We start from the raw sequence: 16,042 nt of genomic DNA, 5'->3' as shown, positions 1-16,042 counted from the left end.
CTTCAGGACAGCAGTTTCAAGGAGGACAGCGATGACCGTCATCGAGACGCATACCGTAGGGGGATCGACGCGCGACAGCGTGTTCGACGGGCGACTGGAATGGACCTCGGCCTGTCCGCTCAGCCATCTCATCCCGGGCCGCGGCGTGGCCGTGCTGCTGCGCGGCGGCGAGCAGGTGGCCCTGTTCCTGCTCGACGACGGAACGCTGCGCGCAGTGGGCAACTTCGATCCGTTCGGCCGCGCCGCGGTGATGTCCCGCGGCATCGTGGGCGACCGAGGCGGAGAACCCACCGTGGCGTCGCCGCTGCTCAAGCAGGTCTTCTCCCTCGACGACGGCCGATGCCTCGACGATCCGTCGGTGCGTCTGCCCGTCTACGAGGTGCGCGTGTGGGCGGGAGTCGTCCAGATCCACAGCCTCGTCCCGCGCGACCAGCGGCACGAGGGTCCGACCGGAGAGGGTTCGTGAGCGACGACACCGCGCCGTTGCGGGGATTCACCATCGGCGTGACGGCGGCTCGACGCGCCGACGAGTTCGCCACGCTCCTCACCAGGCGCGGGGCCGAGGTCGTGCACGCCCCCGCCATCCGCATCATCCCGCTGTCCGACGACGACGAACTCGAGCGCGTCACGCGCTGCATCGTCTCGCAGCCCCTGGACATCACGATCGCCACCACGGCGATCGGATTCCGCGGGTGGATGGGTGCAGCGGAAGGCTGGGGACTCGCCGACGACCTCGCGCAGGCACTCGGCTCGAGCCGGATCCTCGCCCGTGGCCCGAAGGTCACGGGCGCGATCCGGGCCGCCGAACTCCGCGAGGAATGGTCTCCTTCCTCGGAATCGTCCGCCGAGGTGCTCGAACTTCTGCTGAAGGAGGGGGTCGCCGGTCGCCGCATCGCGGTGCAGTTGCACGGCGAGCGCACCGAATGGGAGCCCGGGACCGACGTGTGCGAGGCGCTGCGCGCTGCGGGCGCCGACGTCGTGCCCGTCCCGGTCTACCGTTGGACGGCCCCCGAGGATCTCACCGCGCTCGACCGGATGATCGAGCAGATCGTCGAACGCGGACTCGACGCGGTGAGCTTCACCAGTGCACCGGCCGTTGCGTCCATGCTCATGCGGGCCAAGGAGACCGGCTGGCTCGAGCCGATGCTCCGGTCGCTGCGGACCGGCGTCACCGCGGTGTGCGTCGGTCCCGTCACCGCGGCACCGCTCACCGAACTCGACGTACCCGTCAGCATGCCCACCCGATCCCGGCTGGGTTCGCTGGCCCGGCACATCGCCGAGGAACTGCCCCGGCGGGCCGTGCGCATCGAGGCCGGCGGTCACGTACTCAGCCCGCGAGGGCGCTGCGTGATCGTCGACGGCACCGTGCGGTGCCTTCCCCCTGCCGGGATGGCCCTGATGCGCACACTCGTCGCGCGCGCCGGTCTCGTCGTCTCCCGCGAGGAACTCCTCGCGGCCCTGCCCGGTGGTGGCGGCGACACCCACGCCGTCGAAACCGCGGTCGCCCGGGTGCGCTCGGCTCTCGGCGCACCGGCGATCGTGCAGACCGTCGTCAAGCGTGGCTACCGCCTCGCCGTCGACCCGGAAGGAATGCATCCATGACCGGTACACACACCGACCCGGCATTGCTGCTCGTCGCGCACGGCACCCGCAATCCGCGCGGTGTCGACATGATCGCGGCGCTCGCCGATGCCGTCTCCTCCCGCGTCGGCCCCACCCGCGTCGCCTTCGTCGACGTCCTCGGACCGTCGCCCTCGGAGGTCCTGCGCGACACCGACCGCCCGACCGTGCTCGTCCCCGCCTTCCTCGCCTCCGGCTATCACGTGCACACCGACGTTCCGCGCGAGGTCGCCGCCGGCGGGAACGACGCGGTGACGATCACCCCCGCGCTCGGTCCCGACCCTGCTCTCGCCCGTGTTCTCGTCGAGCGGCTGCGGCAGGCCGGCTGGGTCGAGGGCGACGACGTCGTTCTCGCGGCCGCCGGGTCGTCCGACCCTCGCGCCCGCCACGACGTCCATGTGACGGCCCGCATGGTCTCGTCGCTCGTGCGGACCCCGGTGCGCGTCGGATGGATCGCCACCGGAGAACCGCGGGTCGCGACCCTCGTGGACGAGGTCCGTGCAGGCGGCGCACGTCGGGTGTTCGTCGCGTCGTATCTTCTCGCCGACGGTCTGTTCCACCGCCGCCTGGCGGAGGTCGGCGCCGACGGTGTCGCCGCGCCGATCGGTGTCGCCGAATCCGTCGTCGACCTCGTGGTCCGGCGCTACCGTTCCGCCGTCGACGCGTTGCGCCCCGCTCCTGTGGGAGCGGCTCGCCACCGCGCCTGAATCAGCTGGGAAGCGGCAACAATTCGACGCGGTCGCCGTCCACCGCTCCCGGCGGCACCACGGCGATCGCGCTGCGTCCGATGAGGCCGGCGAGATGCGCCGTACGAATCGTGTTGTCGCACAGCCACCGTCCCTGCACGTCCTGGCGGGCGGGCAGCAACCGCGTGATGTCGCCGACGACCTCCGAGGCGTTCGCCAGCGGAGCGGTCACGGGAATCGTCGGGGTACGGAGGGTACGGCCGTCGGCGATCGCAGGCAGCATCACCAGCAGGGTCGACACCGCCGCCACCGGATTCCCGGGCAGTCCCAACACGGCACGGCCGTCCGGCAGCGTCGCCGCGACCTGCGATCCGCCGGGCTTGCACCGCACCCGTTCGACGACCACCTGCGCGCCGGCCCGCGTCAGCGCACCGCGCAACTGATCGGCGGCGCCACCACCCGTCGCACCCACGATGACGATCGCATCGGCATCGGTGCCCGTGAACAACGCGTCGAATCCGTCCGCGGTGTCGCGGAGATGTCCTTCACCGACCACCGTGGCGCCGCACCAACGGACGAGGTCGGGGAGTACCGGACCCAGTGAGTCGCGCGTCTGCCCCTCGCGCAGAGGGCCGGTGCGGCGGATCTCGTCGCCGGTGAGCACGATGTGCACCCGCAGGGGGCCGCGCACCCGAAGCTCGGCGACCTCACCGCTGGCGGCCGCGGAGACGACCGCCGGGCTCACGGCGGTGCCCGCCCCGGCGAGGACCGTCCCGGACTCCCAGTCCTCCCCGCGGCGACGCGCGTCGTCGCGCACGGGGGCATCGGGCAGGCGGGTGACGAGACCGCTCTCCACGCGGACGAACTCGTCGCGCACGACGGCGGTCGCGCCGGCCGGCAGGTGGGCGCCCGTCGCGATCCGGGCGGCTTCCCCGTCGCCGAGCGTGAGCGAGCCACCGTCACCCGCATAGCGGATCTCGTTGCGCAACAACCACGGTCCGCCGCCGGCCACCGCGTAGCCGTCCATGGCCGAAGTGCGGACACGGGGCAACGCCTCCGCCGCGACGAGTGGCGCCGCCAACGTGGCGCCCCGCGCTTCCTCGACCGGAACGGTGCGGGAAGGTAAGGGTGACAACGCTTCGCGCAGAATCCTGCGTGCATGGTCGGGATCGGTGGCCACACGGGCGGTTGCGGATCCGGCGCGCGCCGCCTCCAGATCGGCCGGGGTGTCGCAGTCGGTCGCCTCGGACACCGCGACGGTGACGTACCGCTCGGGCAACAACGCCTTCATGGGCCGGTTCGCGACGTCCCCACCGAGAGAGTCCAGACGCGCGGCCAGCGCCGGTGTCCGCCACGCCGCGAGCAGGAACTGCACCCGTCCGGTGTCGTCCACCGCGAAGGCGGCCTCGGCCGCCGCATCCTCGTTCAGGGCCTCGAGCAGGGCCGCGACGGTCTTCGGTGTGACGAACGGAAGGTCGGCGGCGAGAGTGACCACGAGATCGGCGACCGGATCCGCCGCTGCCAACGCGGCAACCGGACCCGCGCCGGGCGGTGTCTCCTGGATCTGCAGCACGTGCGGGGCGAGATCGTCACGGTGCGGACCCACCACCGTGACCCGCGCGCATCCCTCGACCGCGCCGAGGGCGGTATCCAGCATCCTGCGGCCGCCGACGGTCAGAGCGGGCTTGTCGACGCCTCCCATGCGGGTCGCGCGGCCTCCCGCGACGATCACGGCTTCGACGTGAGTGAGCGTGCTCATGTCTTCATGCTGCCTCATCCGTCCCGCTCGTGATCGCCTGAGTACGGCGGGAAACGGTGCCGCGCACGGGCCAGATCGATCCGGTCGCCGGAGATCGGGACGCCCTCGAGTTCGAGGCGGGCGAGTTGCCGGCGTGCGAGGTGCGCGGCCGGTCGTCCGGAGGCCGGGACCACGCGGTGCCACGGCAGGTCGGCGGAATCGGTCCGCATGATCCAGCCGACGGTGCGCGCACTGGACAGGCCCGCCGCGCCGGCGATGTCGCCGTATGTCACGACCCGCCCCGCGGGCACGGAGGCGACGAGTTCGCGAACCCGCTCGATCTGCTCGTCCGTGGTGACCACCGGCTACACCATCCGGGCCACGAGTTCGGCGGTCTCGGCGGGACGCGCCTGGTCGATCATGTGGTCGCAGTCGAATTCGAGCAGGGTCAGGTCGTCTCCGAGCCGCTCCGCGAGATCGCGACGGAAGTCCGCCGTGGTGTACGGGGGCTGCACCTTCCCGGCCTGCACGAAGGTCGTCGGGATACCGGCCGGGGGCAGGACGGGTTCGCGGGCCAGCTCGCCCCACGAGGTCACCAGCGCCGGTACACAGATCCGCCAGTTGACGCGCCCCGAGTCGAGTTCGACGAGGTGCTCGGCGATCTCCTCGTCGAGCAGCTCGGGTGCCACCTCGCCCCAGTCGCCGTGGACCTTCTCGGACCGCGCCTCGGCCTCGTCCGTGTAGTCGGGATTGTGGAGCGTGAGGTCGGCGATCTCGAGCATCCGGTCGGCCGGGAGGCCGATCGCCGGGTCGAGGAGCACCAGCGCCCGCACCCTGTCGGGCACCGCGGCGGCGAGATGCAGCGCGAGGGCACCACCGAAGGAGTGGCCCACCACGGCGACGGGACCGGTGGTGTGCGCGTCCAGTACGGCCGTCAGATCGGCGACGTGCGCCTCGAGCGACCACGGGGGAGTCCACGGCGACCGTCCGTGACCCCGCAGGTCCGGGGCGACGAACCGCAGGTGGGGCAGGTGTCGTTCGGCGAGGTTGCGCCAGCGTCGGCCGTGGCCGGTGAGTCCGTGCAGGGCGAGGACCTCCGGTCCGTCGTCGGGCCCGAACAGATGGGTGTGCAGAAGCTCCGTGGCACTCACGCCGACCACTATCCCAGTCGTGACCTCGCGGTGTGCTCCCGGACGTTGTCGTACCCGTCTGGTGGGATGGGGTCATGCTCGACGTCGATACCGGCACTCCCGACCTGCACCCACCACGGGCGCAGGTCACCGATCTGCCCGCCACCGTCTCGCGCATGTCCGAACCGCAGATCCCCGATCGGGTCCGGCGCCCGGCCGCGCGCCTCGTGCGCAGGTCGGCCGAGGCGCCGGTGGCCCGCGAGTGGCCCGACGACGTGCGCGTGCTGTTCGACGACGCTCCGCCCTCCCTCCGCTGGCGGCCGTGGCAGGTCCTCGGCGGTCCCGGCACGGGCAAGACGTCCCTGCTGGTCGACCTCGCGGTCCACCGCATCGCCTCCGGCGCCGATCCCGAGTCGGTGCTGATCCTCACGCATTCGCGGCGGTCCGCCACCGCCGTGCGCGAGGCGATCACGGCCGGTCTGATCGCCCTCGGCGACGGCGCCGTGCCCCGCGCCACACGTGAGCCGCTCGTCCGTACCGTCCACTCCTATGCCTTCGCGGTGCTGCGGTTGCAGGCCTCGGCGCACGGCAATCCGCCGCCCCGTCTGATCACCGGCGCCGAACAGGATGCCGTGCTGCGCGAACTGCTGCGCGGCGACATCGACGACGGCGCCGGGATGTGGCCCGAGCGGTTGCGTCCGGCACTGGGCATGACGGGCTTCGCCGTCGAACTGCGCGACCTGATGTTGCGCGCGAACGAGCGCGGTCTCGGCCCGGAGGATCTGGTGGCGCTCGGGGAGCGCCGAAATCGGCCCGAATGGGTCGCGGCCGGGCGTTTCGCGGAGCGCTACGAGCAGGTGATGCTGCTTCGCGGTGCCGTCGGTCTCGAAGCTCCGGAGGCCACCGCTCCGGCACTCGACGCGGCCGAGTTGGTCGGCGCGGCGCTCGCGGCGTTCGCGACGGATCCCGATCTGCTGGCCGCCGAGCGCGGCCGGATCCGCCACCTGCTCGTCGACGACGCCCAGCATCTCGATCCGCAGGCCGCCGACCTGGTCCGCGTGATCGGTACCGGCACCCGCACGAGCACGATCGCCGGCGACCCCGATCAGGCCGTCTTCGGCTTCCGCGGCGCCGACACCTCCTTCCTCGAGAGCCTCGGCGAGGCCGACGGATCGCGTCGGATCGTGTTGGGTATCAATCATCGTGCCGCTCCCGAGGTGGCATCCCTCGCCGACGGCATCGCCCGCAGACTGCCGGGCCTGCCGCCGCACCGGGGTATGGCCGGGCACCGCGTCGAGGAGGGCGATCCGGGGCAGGTCCGGGTGGCGGTGTGTTCGTCGCAGGCCAAGGAGGCGGCCCTGGTCGCCGACACCCTGCGCCGGTCCCATCTCGTCGACGGTGTGCCGTGGTCGCGCATGGCGATCGTCGTCCGTTCCGTGCCGCGGGTACTCGCGCCGCTGCGCCGCGCGCTGCTCTCGGCGGGCGTCCCGATGACGACCGCCGCCTCCGAACTCCCGTTGGCCCGTCAGCACAGCGTCGCGGGACTGCTCCTCGTGCTGCGCGCGGTGTCCGACAGCGGCTTCGGAGGCGACGAAGCGCTCGCTCTGCTGTCCGGGCCCATCGGCGGTGCCGAACCGGTCGCGCTGCGGAGACTGCGGCGTGGCCTGCGGCGTGTCGAGCTCGCGTCGGGCAACGACCGCGACTCCGCCGAACTCCTGCGCATCCTGCTCACCGAGGGCGACGACACCGCCGAGAACACGCATCTGATCCGCGGGCTGACCGACGTCGAGGCCGCACCGCTGAAGAAGGTGCTCGGTGTGCTGCGCAAGGCCCGCTCGGCGGCGCTGCGAGGGGGCGGCCTCGAGGACGTGCTGTGGGAGGCATGGCAGGCCACCGGACTCGAACGTCGATGGGCCGCCGCGTCGGCCTGGGGCGGGCCGATCGGTGCGCAGGCCGACCGCGATCTCGACGGGGTCGTGGCCCTGTTCGACGCCGCCGCCGACTACGTCGACCGTCTGCCCCGCGCACACATCGCAGGGTTCGTCGACTACCTCACCGAGCAGGAGATCCCCGCCACGTCCCGCACCCGTGTCGCCGCCGAATCCGAAGCGGTCACCGTCGTCAGCGCGCACTCCGCCGCCGGCCGCGAGTGGGACGTCGTGGTGGTCGCCGGTGTCCAGGAAGGCCTGTGGCCGAGCCTGCGGGCGCGTGGCACCCTGCTCGGCATCGAGGCCCTGATCGACGCCGTCTCCGGCGTCGACGGGGGAGACGAGGCCGGCGCACGGCTCTCCCGCACCGCGCCGCTGCTCGCCGAGGAGCGGCGCCTGTTCCTCGTGGCGTGCAGTCGCGCCCGCACCCACCTTCTGGTGACCGCCGTCGATTCGGTGAGCGGCGACAGCGAACTGGTCCGGTCCCGTTTCGTCGACGAACTGCGCGGTGTCGGCACCGACGACCTCGATGCGTCCGACGACCTCCTGGCCGAACCGGTGCCCGACGAGGTCCGCACCCGCGTGCTGGCCCTGCCCGCCCTCGTCGCCGAACTGCGCAGCGTGGTGTGCGATCCCGAGATCGCCGAGACCGAACCCGAACGGCAGCAGCGCGCCGCCCAGCAACTCGCGCGGCTCGCGCGCGCCGGGGTGCGCGGCGCCCACCCCGACGACTGGTACGGCACGGCCGATCCCAGCACCGCCGACCCGCTGTGGGATCCCGACGACGACGCGGTGCGATTGTCGCCGTCCACGGTCGAACAGCTCACGACCTGCCCGCTGCGGTGGATGTTCGAGCGCCACGGCGGATCCGACGGCGAGAACAGCCACGCCGTCACCGGCACGCTCGTACACACCCTCGTCCAGGCGCTCGCCGGGCGGATCCCACCCGACCGCATCGATCAAGCCCTCGAAAAGGCGTGGGACTCGGTCGATCTGGGCGCCGAATGGTACGCTCGCCGCGAGCTCGAACGCACCCGCCGCATGCTCGACACCTTCTCGACGTGGCTGCAGGGCACGCGCGGAGAGCTCACCGAGATCGGCGTCGAGGTCAAGGTCGACGGCATCCTCGAACCCGATTCCGACGACCGGCCCCGCGTGCGGCTCCGCGGTCGCATCGACCGGCTCGAACGCGACGCAGACGGTCGTCCGGTCGTCATCGACGTCAAGACCGCGAAGAACCCGGTGTCGAAGGACGCCGCGCGCGATCATGCCCAGCTCGCCGCCTATCAGGTGGCCGCGGCGGCCGGCGCGATCGAGGGCGAACCGGCGTCGCAGCCCGGCGGTGCGCGCCTGGTCTTCGTGGCGAAGCCGCACAACAAGGAAGGTGCGACGCAGCGTGTGCAGCCGCCCCTCGACGAGGACGGTCTCGCGCAGTGGCGGGAAATCATCCACGACGCGGCGGCCGCGACCCGCGGTCCCCGCTTCGTCGCGAGGGTCAACGACGGGTGCCGGCACTGCCCGGTGCTGTCGAGCTGCCCGGCACACGACGAAGGCAGGCAGGTGACAGGGGAATGAGTGCACCACGGGTGAGCGCGAAGCGCCTCGCGGAGGCACTGGGGCAGTTGCCGCCGACGACCGAGCAGGCCGCCGTCATCGAGGCCCCGCCCGGCCCGATGCTGGTCGTCGCCGGGGCCGGTGCCGGCAAGACCGAGACCATGGCCGCGCGGGTGGTGTGGCTCGTCGCCAACGGTCTCGTCGAACCCGAGCAGGTGCTGGGCCTGACCTTCACCCGCAAGGCCGCGCAGCAGCTCACGGCCCGCATCCGGGCGCGCCTGGCCAAGCTCGCCGGATCGGCGCTCCTACGCGACCTCGATCCGAGCGGCGGGTTGCGCGCGCGGATCCTCGGCAGCGAACCCGAGGTGAGCACGTACCACGCATACGCCGGTCGCCTGCTCACCGAGCACGGTCTGCTGCTGCCCATCGAACCGTCGGCGACGCTGCTGTCCGAGACCGAGCTGTGGCAGGTCGCGCACCGCGTGGTCAGCTCGTGGGACGGCGAACTCGACACCGACCGCAGTCCCGCATCGGTGACCGAGGCCGTGCTCGCCCTGTCCGGTCAGCTCGCCGAGCACCTCGTCGAGCCGGATCTGCTGCGCGACGCCCACGTCGAACTCGAACAGCTCGTGCACACCCTCCCGCCCGGCCCGGGGCAGCGCGGAGCACCGTCGAAGACCCTGCTCGGCTACCTCGAGACCCAGCACGCGCGGTTGCAGTTGCTTCCGCTCGTCGAACGGCTGTCCGAGACGTTGCGTCGCGAAGGCGCCCTCGACTTCGGCAGCCAGATGTCGCTCGCCGCGCGCGTCGCCCGCGACCACCTCGAAGTGGGAGCCGGTGAGCGGGAACGATTCCGGGCCGTGCTGCTCGACGAGTACCAGGACACCGGCCACGCCCAGCGTGTGCTGCTCGCCGCCCTGTTCGGCGGTGGCGCCGATCCCGGCCTCGCGGTCACCGCGGTCGGCGATCCCATGCAGTCCATCTACGGTTGGCGCGGCGCGTCGGCTGCCAACCTGCCGCGGTTCGCGACCGACTTCCCGGCGGCCGACGGCAAACCGGCACCCACCCGCGAACTGCTCACCAGCTGGCGCAATCCGCCGCAGGCCCTCGAACTGGCGAACGTCTCGTCCGAACCGCTGCGCGATCGCGGGGTGTCGGTCAGCCGGTTGCGTCCCCGACCCGACGCGACCGCCGGCGACGTCCGGCTCGCGCTGCACTCCGACGTCGCGGTCGAACGCGAGTGGGTTGCCGACCGGATCGCCGCCGAGTACGCCGCCGCACGCGAGGCCGGACGCACACCGCCGACCGCTGCGGTCCTCGTCCGACGCAACGCCGACGCCGCTCCGATCGCCGAGGCGCTGCGCGCCCGCGACCTTCCGGTCGAGGTCGTCGGCATCGGCGGGTTGCTGCACACGCCCGAAGTCGCCGACGTGCTCGCGATGCTGCGCCTCGCGGCGGACCCGCTGGCCGGGAGCGCGGCTGTGCGGGTGCTCACCGGCGCTCGTTGGCAGCTCGGTGCCGCCGACCTGAAGGCACTGTGGGAGCGTGCCCAGGAACTGGCCATCGCGGGACGCTGGGGTGTCGCCGGTGCGGTGACCGATCCCGACGCGCTCGAGGACGCCCTCGATTCGGCGTTGCCCGGTGAATATGCCGACCAGGCCGGTCTCGCGGATGCGATCTCCGATCCCGGCGACAGCAGCCGCTATTCGAAGTTCGGCTACGCGCGCATCGTCGCGCTCGGCCGCGAGCTGACCTCCCTGCGTGAGCGGCTCGGCCAGCCGCTCACCGAACTCGTGGCCGAGGTCGAGCGTGTGCTCGGTATCGGCATCGAGACCGAGGCCCGCGTGGGCAGCCGACGCGGTGTCGCCGGCCGCGAGCATCTCGATGCCTTCGCCTCGGTCGTCGCGTCCTACGCGGGGCGGACCAACGCGACCCTGCCCGGTCTGCTGTCCTACCTCGCGGCGGCGGAGGAGATCGAGCAGGGGCTCGCGCCCGGTGAGGTGGAAGTCGACCCCGATCGGGTGCAGGTCCTCACCGTCCACTCCGCGAAAGGCCTCGAATGGGAGGTCGTCGCCGTCCCGCATGTCGCTGCCGGGGTCTTCCCGTCGTCCACCGCCGCCGCGACCTGGCTCGGTTCGACGACCGAACTTCCCCCGCATCTGCGGGGCGACCGGGTGCTGCCCGACGACGATCCGGGCAGCACCGACGGTGTGCCCGTGCTCGAGCTCGACGACCTCTCCGATCGCAAGATGCTCGAGCGGGCCATCGACTCCCACAAGGACGCGCTCAAGCGTCGCAAGCTCGATGAGGACCGCCGGCTGTTCTACGTCGCCCTCACCCGCACCGAACGAACACTGTTCGTCTCCGCCCACCACTGGGCCGACACCGGATCCGAACCGAAGGGGCCCTCGCCGTTCCTCGAGGAACTGCACGAGATCGTCACGGCTCGGCCCGAACTCGGTGCGATCGACCACTGGGCTCCGGAACCCGAACCGGACCAGGAGAACCCGCTCACGGCATCACCGCGCAGCGCGCTGTGGCCGCGCGACCCGCTCGGCGCCCGGCGCACCGACGTCGAACACGGCGCGGCACTGGTCCTCGCCGAGTTCGACCGGACCGACCTCCCGACCGAATACGACGACGATCCCGACGAGTGGGCCACCGACGTCGATGCGCTTCTGGCCGAACGCGAACAGCGCGCCGAGCAGAGCGCCGAGGTGGTGCTGCCCGCACAGCTGTCCGTCAGCCAGCTCGTCGATCTCGCCACCGATCCCGACGCCCTCGCCGCGCGTCTGCGTCGTCCGTTGCCGTTCCGGCCCAATCCGCTCGCGCGTCGCGGCACCGCCTTCCATGCGTGGCTCGAGCGCCGATTCGGCGCGACGCGTCTGCTCGACCTCGACGAGCTTCCCGGTGCCGACGACGAGGACGGCGACGATTCGCACTTCGACCGGCTCCAGGAGGCATTCCTGCGGTCGAAGTGGGCGTCGCGCAACCCCGTCGAGGTCGAGGTGCCGTTCGAAACGGCTCTCGGCGGCACCGTGATCCGCGGTCGCATCGACGCGGTCTTCGAGGATCCGGACGGAGGCTGGACGGTCATCGACTGGAAGACCGGTGCCGAACCGGAAGGCGAGAAGCTCGCCGCGGTGGGTGTGCAGCTCGCCGCCTACAGGCTCGCCTGGGCCCAGTTGATGGCAGCGCGGACCGAGCGGCTCACCGGCCGACCGGCCGAACTGCCGCTGCACAAGGTCCGGGCGGCCTTCCACTACGTCCGCACCGGACGCACCGTCGCACCCGAGGAACTGCCGAATGCGGCGATGCTCGAACGCCTCGTGCTCGAGGCAGGAAATCTGCGGGGGCGTGCCGAGGGCGAGTGACGCGGACTCAGGGGCGCTGCCCCACACCGGTGGCCACCTCGTGTGCCCGGCGTCCGGCGGTGTCGGGCGCCAGGGGAGCGGTGGGCATCCCGGCTCCCTCGCGGAGACCCGACAGGAATTCCTCGAGGATCTCGGGCGGCGAATACCGCGGTTCCCAGCCCAGTTCGGTGCGGGCGCGGGTGCTGTCGAGCAGCGGAAGTTGCAACACGGTGTCGAGCAGGCCGGGGGAGGCCGGAACGAGATGCGCGTGCCATGCCGCCCGCACGGCTTCGCGGAGCGCCGCGCGCGGTACGGGGATCTTCCTGGCGGAGAACATCTCTGCCAGGAACGCGCCGTCCACGGGTGGTTCCGTGGCGAGATTGAACGCGCCGCGGACGGGCCGGATCGTCGCACGGACGAAGGCATCGGCCACGTCGCTCGTGTGCAGTACCTGGGCTCGCAGGTCCTCGACCAGCGGCATCACGGGTAGCAGGCCGCTGCGCAGCAGGTTGCCCGGGAGCAGGGGGCCGACGAACAGGCGTCGTTGCGAGGTCGCCGATTCGCGCTTGAAGATGAAGTAGGGCCGCATCCGTACGATGCGGGTCTCCGGTGCCTGCAGTTCGAGAGTGTCGAGAAAGCGTTCCAGATACGACTTCTCGCGGGGATAGGCGGCGCCCGGCCACCCGTGCGTGGGCCAGTCCTCGGTGACGCGATCCGTCGAGCGTCCGGGTGAATAGGCCGCGACCGACGACGAGTAGATCAGTGCGGGAACCTTCTCCGCGGCCGCCGCCTCGAAGACCGAGATCGCGCCGAGCACATTGTTCTCCCAGGTCACCTCCGGACGGTGCGTGGGCTGGAACAGCCACGACAGGTGGATCACCGCGTCGGCGCCCCGCACGATCGGGCGGAAGTCGTCGGTGGTGGTGTCGGCGACCGTGAAGGTCGCCTTGGGGGACGTCCATTCCGTAGGTCGTCGCGCGACGCCGACGATCTCGGTGATGTCGGGTTCACGCCCGAGCGCCTCGACGATTCCGGTTCCCAGATTGCCGGTCGCGCCGACGACGACCACCTTCAGACCACGTGCGGTGTCCTTACCGACGCATACCCGCTCGCTGTGACCTCAATCACCGCGGGTGAACAGTAGGTGGATCGTTCAGCGAACCGCGGTGCGGCGGACCTTCAGTGCCTCGGTGACGAGCGGGATCTGCAGCGGGAGCCGGGCGAGCGACACCGCCTTGGCGACGGGGGAGAGCTTCGGGCTGCGCAGCCACGTCACGGCCATCTGCACGTTGGCGGGGAAGACCGCCAGGAACAGCGCCGCGGCCAGGGAACCGCCGAGGCGCCGGGTGCGGGGCACGGCGAGCGCGCCGGCGACGGCGATCTCCGCGACCCCCGAGGCGTAGGTGTAGGTCCGGGCGTCGCCCGGCAGAGCGCGGGGCACGATGCCGTCGAACGGTTCCGGTCGCACGAAGTGCAGCACCCCCACGCCGAGAAGCAGAGTTGCCAGCCGGATCGCAGAGCGCTGCGACGCTTTCGTGGACATGCGTGCCAGACTAGCGCGCGGCGGTAGGCTGCGATCCGGTATCGAGGCGGTCCGCCCGGTGCCGCGACGGCGGAGGGCGGTCTCCGGCGCAGGTCGACAGCAGGAAGGTGGGACACCGCGATGCCCGGGAGGTTGCGTGCGCGGTTCAGCCGCTCCGATCAGCTCACCGAGCGCCCCGACTTCGCGCTCGTCGGTGTGCTGCGGGTACCGCAGGAGCAGACGAGTCCCGGCTTCGCGATCGCGCGTCGCATCGGCTACGCCTTCGCTGCGCTGATCCTCGCGGTTCTCTTGGTCTACCTCGACCGCGACGGCTACCGCGACTCGCAGGGCAGCGAACTGTCGCTGCTCGACTGCATCTACTACGCCACCGTGTCGCTCTCGACCACCGGTTACGGCGACATCACCCCCTTCACCCCCCAGGCGAGACTGATCAACATCCTGGTGATCACTCCACTGCGGGTGTTCTTCCTCATCGTGCTGGTCGGTACCACGCTCTCTGCACTGACCGAGAGTTCCCGGCAAGCATTCAAGATCCAGCGTTGGAGGCGCCGCGTGCGTAATCACACCGTCGTGATCGGCTACGGCACCAAGGGCCGTACCGCGGTCGACGCGATGCTCGGCGACGGAGTCCCGCCGTCCGAGATCGTCGTCGTCGACACAGATCCGGTCGTTCTCGAGTCCGCCGCAGGGCAGGGACTCGTGACGGTCCAGGGTTCGGCGACGAAATCCGATGTGCTCCGCCTCGCCGGAGTGCAGCACGCAGCCGCCGTGATCGTCGCCGCGAACCGTGACGACACCGCGGTACTGGTGACCCTCAGCGCCCGCGAGATCGCTCCGCGCGCGAAGATCGTCGCCGCGATCCGCGAGTCGGAGAACACCCACCTGCTGCGTCAGTCGGGAGCCGACTCGGTGGTCATCTCGTCGGAGACGGCGGGTCGCCTGCTCGGTATCGCCACGACCACGCCGAACGTCGTCGAGATGATCGAGGACCTGCTCACCCCGGAGGCTGGATTCGCCATCGCCGAACGCGATGTCGACCCCAGCGAGGTCGGGGGATCCCCGCGGCATCTCAAGGACATCGTGCTCGCCGTCGTCCGCGACGGACGGATGTGGCGGATCGGTTCGCCCGAGGTCGACGCGCTCGAAGCGAACGACAAACTGCTCTACATCCGGCTGGTGGGTTCGCCGCCGGGCGCCATGCGTGGCTAGGGTGCTGATGTGACCGGTTTCGCTCTGTCGGGTACCCCGCTGCTCTCACGTACCGTCGTCGACCGGGCGGAGGAACTGCGTTCGGACGAGGACGCCCTGCGCGCCGGCTGGGCCGACGCGAAACTCCTGCGGGTCGATCGTCGCAACCAGGTCCGTGTCTCCGACAGTGCGCTCGTGCTCGGTGAGGCGTCCGAGCTCGGTCCCGAACCGGTCGAGGGCGCGATCTTCCTGGGTATCCGCGACGGACACCACGTCTGGGCGACCCGCGTCCTGGCGCAGACGGGCACGGTGGCCGATCTGCGGCGCATCGGCGAGCGTCTCGACGATGCCGACGCCGATCTGATGGTCAGCGCGGTCGCGTTGCTGAACTGGCACGACAACGCCGGCTACAGCGCGGTCGACGGCTCGCCCACCCGGCCGACGATGTCCGGCTGGTCGCGGATCAGCACCGAGACCGGACACCAGGAGTTCCCTCGTACCGATCCGGCGATCATCTGCCTCGTACACGACGGACACGATCGGGTGCTGCTCGCGCGCCAGCCGGTGTGGCCGGAGCGGCGCTTCTCCGTTCTCGCAGGCTTCGTCGAAGCCGGTGAGTCGCTCGAATCGTGCGTGGTGCGGGAGATCCGCGAAGAGGTCGGTGTCGAGGTGCGCGACGTGCGGTATCTCGGCAGTCAGCCCTGGCCGTTCCCTCGATCGCTCATGCTCGGATTCGCGGCGATCGCCGATCCCGAGCAGGCGCTGGACTTTCGCGACGGGGAGATCATCGAGGCGCGGTGGTTCACCCGCGACGAGGTCCGTGCGGCGCTGGCAACAGGCGACTGGGCGTCCGCCGAGGACGCCCCGCTGTTGTTGCCCGGTTCGATCTCCATCGCGCGCGGGATGCTCGAAGGCTGGGCCAAGGAGTAGAAGGTCCGGAGTAGAAGGTCCGGGCACGAGAGAGGCCGGCCGCGGCGGACGCGACCGGCCTTTCCGAACGAGCAGGTACTACAGACCCAGAGCTACAGCCCCAGAGCGCGCTGGACCTCGGCGAGCGACGGGTTGGTCGCGGTGCTGCCGTCGGCGAACTTGACGGTGGGCACCACGTGGTTGCCGTTGTTGACGCTGCCGACGAACTCCGCGGCGGCCGGATCCGACTCGATGTCGATCTCGGCGTATGCGATGCCGTTCTGGTCGAGCTGGGTCTTCAGCCGCCTGCAGTAACCGCACCAGGTGGTGGAGTAGACGGTGAGGGCGGGTGCGTCGGTGGTCGTCATGTCTTCGAGAACATCACAGCCGCCG

The 16,042-nt window shown here is 71.3% G+C and carries 13 protein-coding genes; 7 read left to right on the top strand and 6 right to left on the bottom strand.

The annotated features are described in order from the left end of the window. Window positions 1-31 precede the first annotated feature (31 nt). From nirD to CKW34_RS16285, 3 genes are read left to right on the top strand one after another with little or no spacing between them, the layout of a single operon-like run. Window positions 32-466: a nitrite reductase small subunit NirD gene (nirD, locus tag CKW34_RS16295; protein WP_059382228.1), complete on the top strand. Its 435-nt coding sequence runs from the start codon at window positions 32-34 to the stop codon at window positions 464-466. Further along, entirely contained in the window at window positions 463-1,602 is a 1,140-nt protein-coding gene (locus CKW34_RS16290; RefSeq protein ID WP_059382227.1) for a uroporphyrinogen-III synthase, read from the top strand. The genes nirD and CKW34_RS16290 overlap by 4 nt, the downstream gene beginning before the upstream one ends. After that, window positions 1,599-2,327 carry a sirohydrochlorin chelatase gene (locus tag CKW34_RS16285; protein ID WP_059382226.1) on the top strand — a complete coding sequence of 243 codons (729 nt, stop codon included), beginning with the start codon at window positions 1,599-1,601 and terminating at the stop codon, window positions 2,325-2,327. Before CKW34_RS16290 ends, CKW34_RS16285 begins: the two co-directional genes overlap by 4 nt. Window position 2,328: 1 nt before the next feature. Here the strand turns inward: CKW34_RS16285 and CKW34_RS16280 are convergent, their stop codons facing one another. Genes CKW34_RS16280 through CKW34_RS16270 form a run of 3 tightly spaced genes read right to left on the bottom strand, consistent with a single transcriptional unit; the run spans window position 2,329 to window position 5,195 of the window. Further along, window positions 2,329-4,065, bottom strand: a complete 1,737-nt coding sequence (locus CKW34_RS16280; RefSeq protein WP_059382225.1) for an NTP transferase domain-containing protein — start codon at window positions 4,063-4,065, stop codon at window positions 2,329-2,331. A 14-nt stretch (window positions 4,066-4,079) separates the two neighbouring features. Then, window positions 4,080-4,406 carry an MGMT family protein gene (locus CKW34_RS16275; protein WP_059382224.1) on the bottom strand — a complete coding sequence of 109 codons (327 nt, stop codon included), beginning with the start codon at window positions 4,404-4,406 and terminating at the stop codon, window positions 4,080-4,082. A 3-nt stretch (window positions 4,407-4,409) separates the two neighbouring features. After that, on the bottom strand, window positions 4,410-5,195 hold the full coding sequence (locus CKW34_RS16270; RefSeq protein ID WP_174479616.1) for an alpha/beta fold hydrolase: 786 nt from the start codon (window positions 5,193-5,195) through the stop codon (window positions 4,410-4,412). Between the two features lie 155 nt (window positions 5,196-5,350). On the opposite strand from CKW34_RS16270, the gene CKW34_RS16265 reads away from it, so the two are divergent. Next, on the top strand, window positions 5,351-8,677 hold the full coding sequence (locus tag CKW34_RS16265) for an ATP-dependent helicase (protein WP_059382243.1): 3,327 nt from the start codon (window positions 5,351-5,353) through the stop codon (window positions 8,675-8,677). Continuing rightward, a complete protein-coding gene (locus tag CKW34_RS16260; protein WP_059382222.1) occupies window positions 8,674-12,030 on the top strand; it encodes an ATP-dependent helicase in 3,357 nt (1,118 codons plus the stop codon). Before CKW34_RS16265 ends, CKW34_RS16260 begins: the two co-directional genes overlap by 4 nt. A gap of 7 nt (window positions 12,031-12,037) precedes the next feature. Here the strand turns inward: CKW34_RS16260 and CKW34_RS16255 are convergent, their stop codons facing one another. Both CKW34_RS16255 and CKW34_RS16250 read right to left on the bottom strand, forming a co-directional pair. Beyond that, window positions 12,038-13,078, bottom strand: a complete 1,041-nt coding sequence (locus CKW34_RS16255; protein ID WP_080968232.1) for an NAD-dependent epimerase/dehydratase family protein — start codon at window positions 13,076-13,078, stop codon at window positions 12,038-12,040. An 84-nt stretch (window positions 13,079-13,162) separates the two neighbouring features. Then, window positions 13,163-13,552, bottom strand: a complete 390-nt coding sequence (locus CKW34_RS16250; protein WP_059382220.1) for a DoxX family protein — start codon at window positions 13,550-13,552, stop codon at window positions 13,163-13,165. A 120-nt stretch (window positions 13,553-13,672) separates the two neighbouring features. Here CKW34_RS16250 and CKW34_RS16245 point away from each other — a divergent pair, with 120 nt between their 5' ends. Together CKW34_RS16245 and nudC are read left to right on the top strand one after the other, a co-directional pair. Beyond that, complete coding sequence (locus CKW34_RS16245) at window positions 13,673-14,761, top strand: potassium channel family protein (protein ID WP_059382219.1); 1,089 nt, start codon at window positions 13,673-13,675, stop codon at window positions 14,759-14,761. A gap of 9 nt (window positions 14,762-14,770) precedes the next feature. Further along, a complete protein-coding gene (gene nudC / locus CKW34_RS16240; protein ID WP_059382218.1) occupies window positions 14,771-15,670 on the top strand; it encodes an NAD(+) diphosphatase in 900 nt (299 codons plus the stop codon). 92 nt (window positions 15,671-15,762) lie between these two features. Here the strand turns inward: nudC and CKW34_RS16235 are convergent, their stop codons facing one another. After that, entirely contained in the window at window positions 15,763-16,017 is a 255-nt protein-coding gene (locus CKW34_RS16235) for a mycoredoxin (RefSeq protein ID WP_059382217.1), read from the bottom strand. Between the last annotated feature and the right edge of the window lie 25 nt (window positions 16,018-16,042).

Source organism: Rhodococcus rhodochrous, from assembly GCF_900187265.1.
Classification (GTDB): domain Bacteria; phylum Actinomycetota; class Actinomycetes; order Mycobacteriales; family Mycobacteriaceae; genus Rhodococcus; species Rhodococcus rhodochrous.
This window is presented reverse-complemented; position numbering and strand designations above follow the sequence as displayed.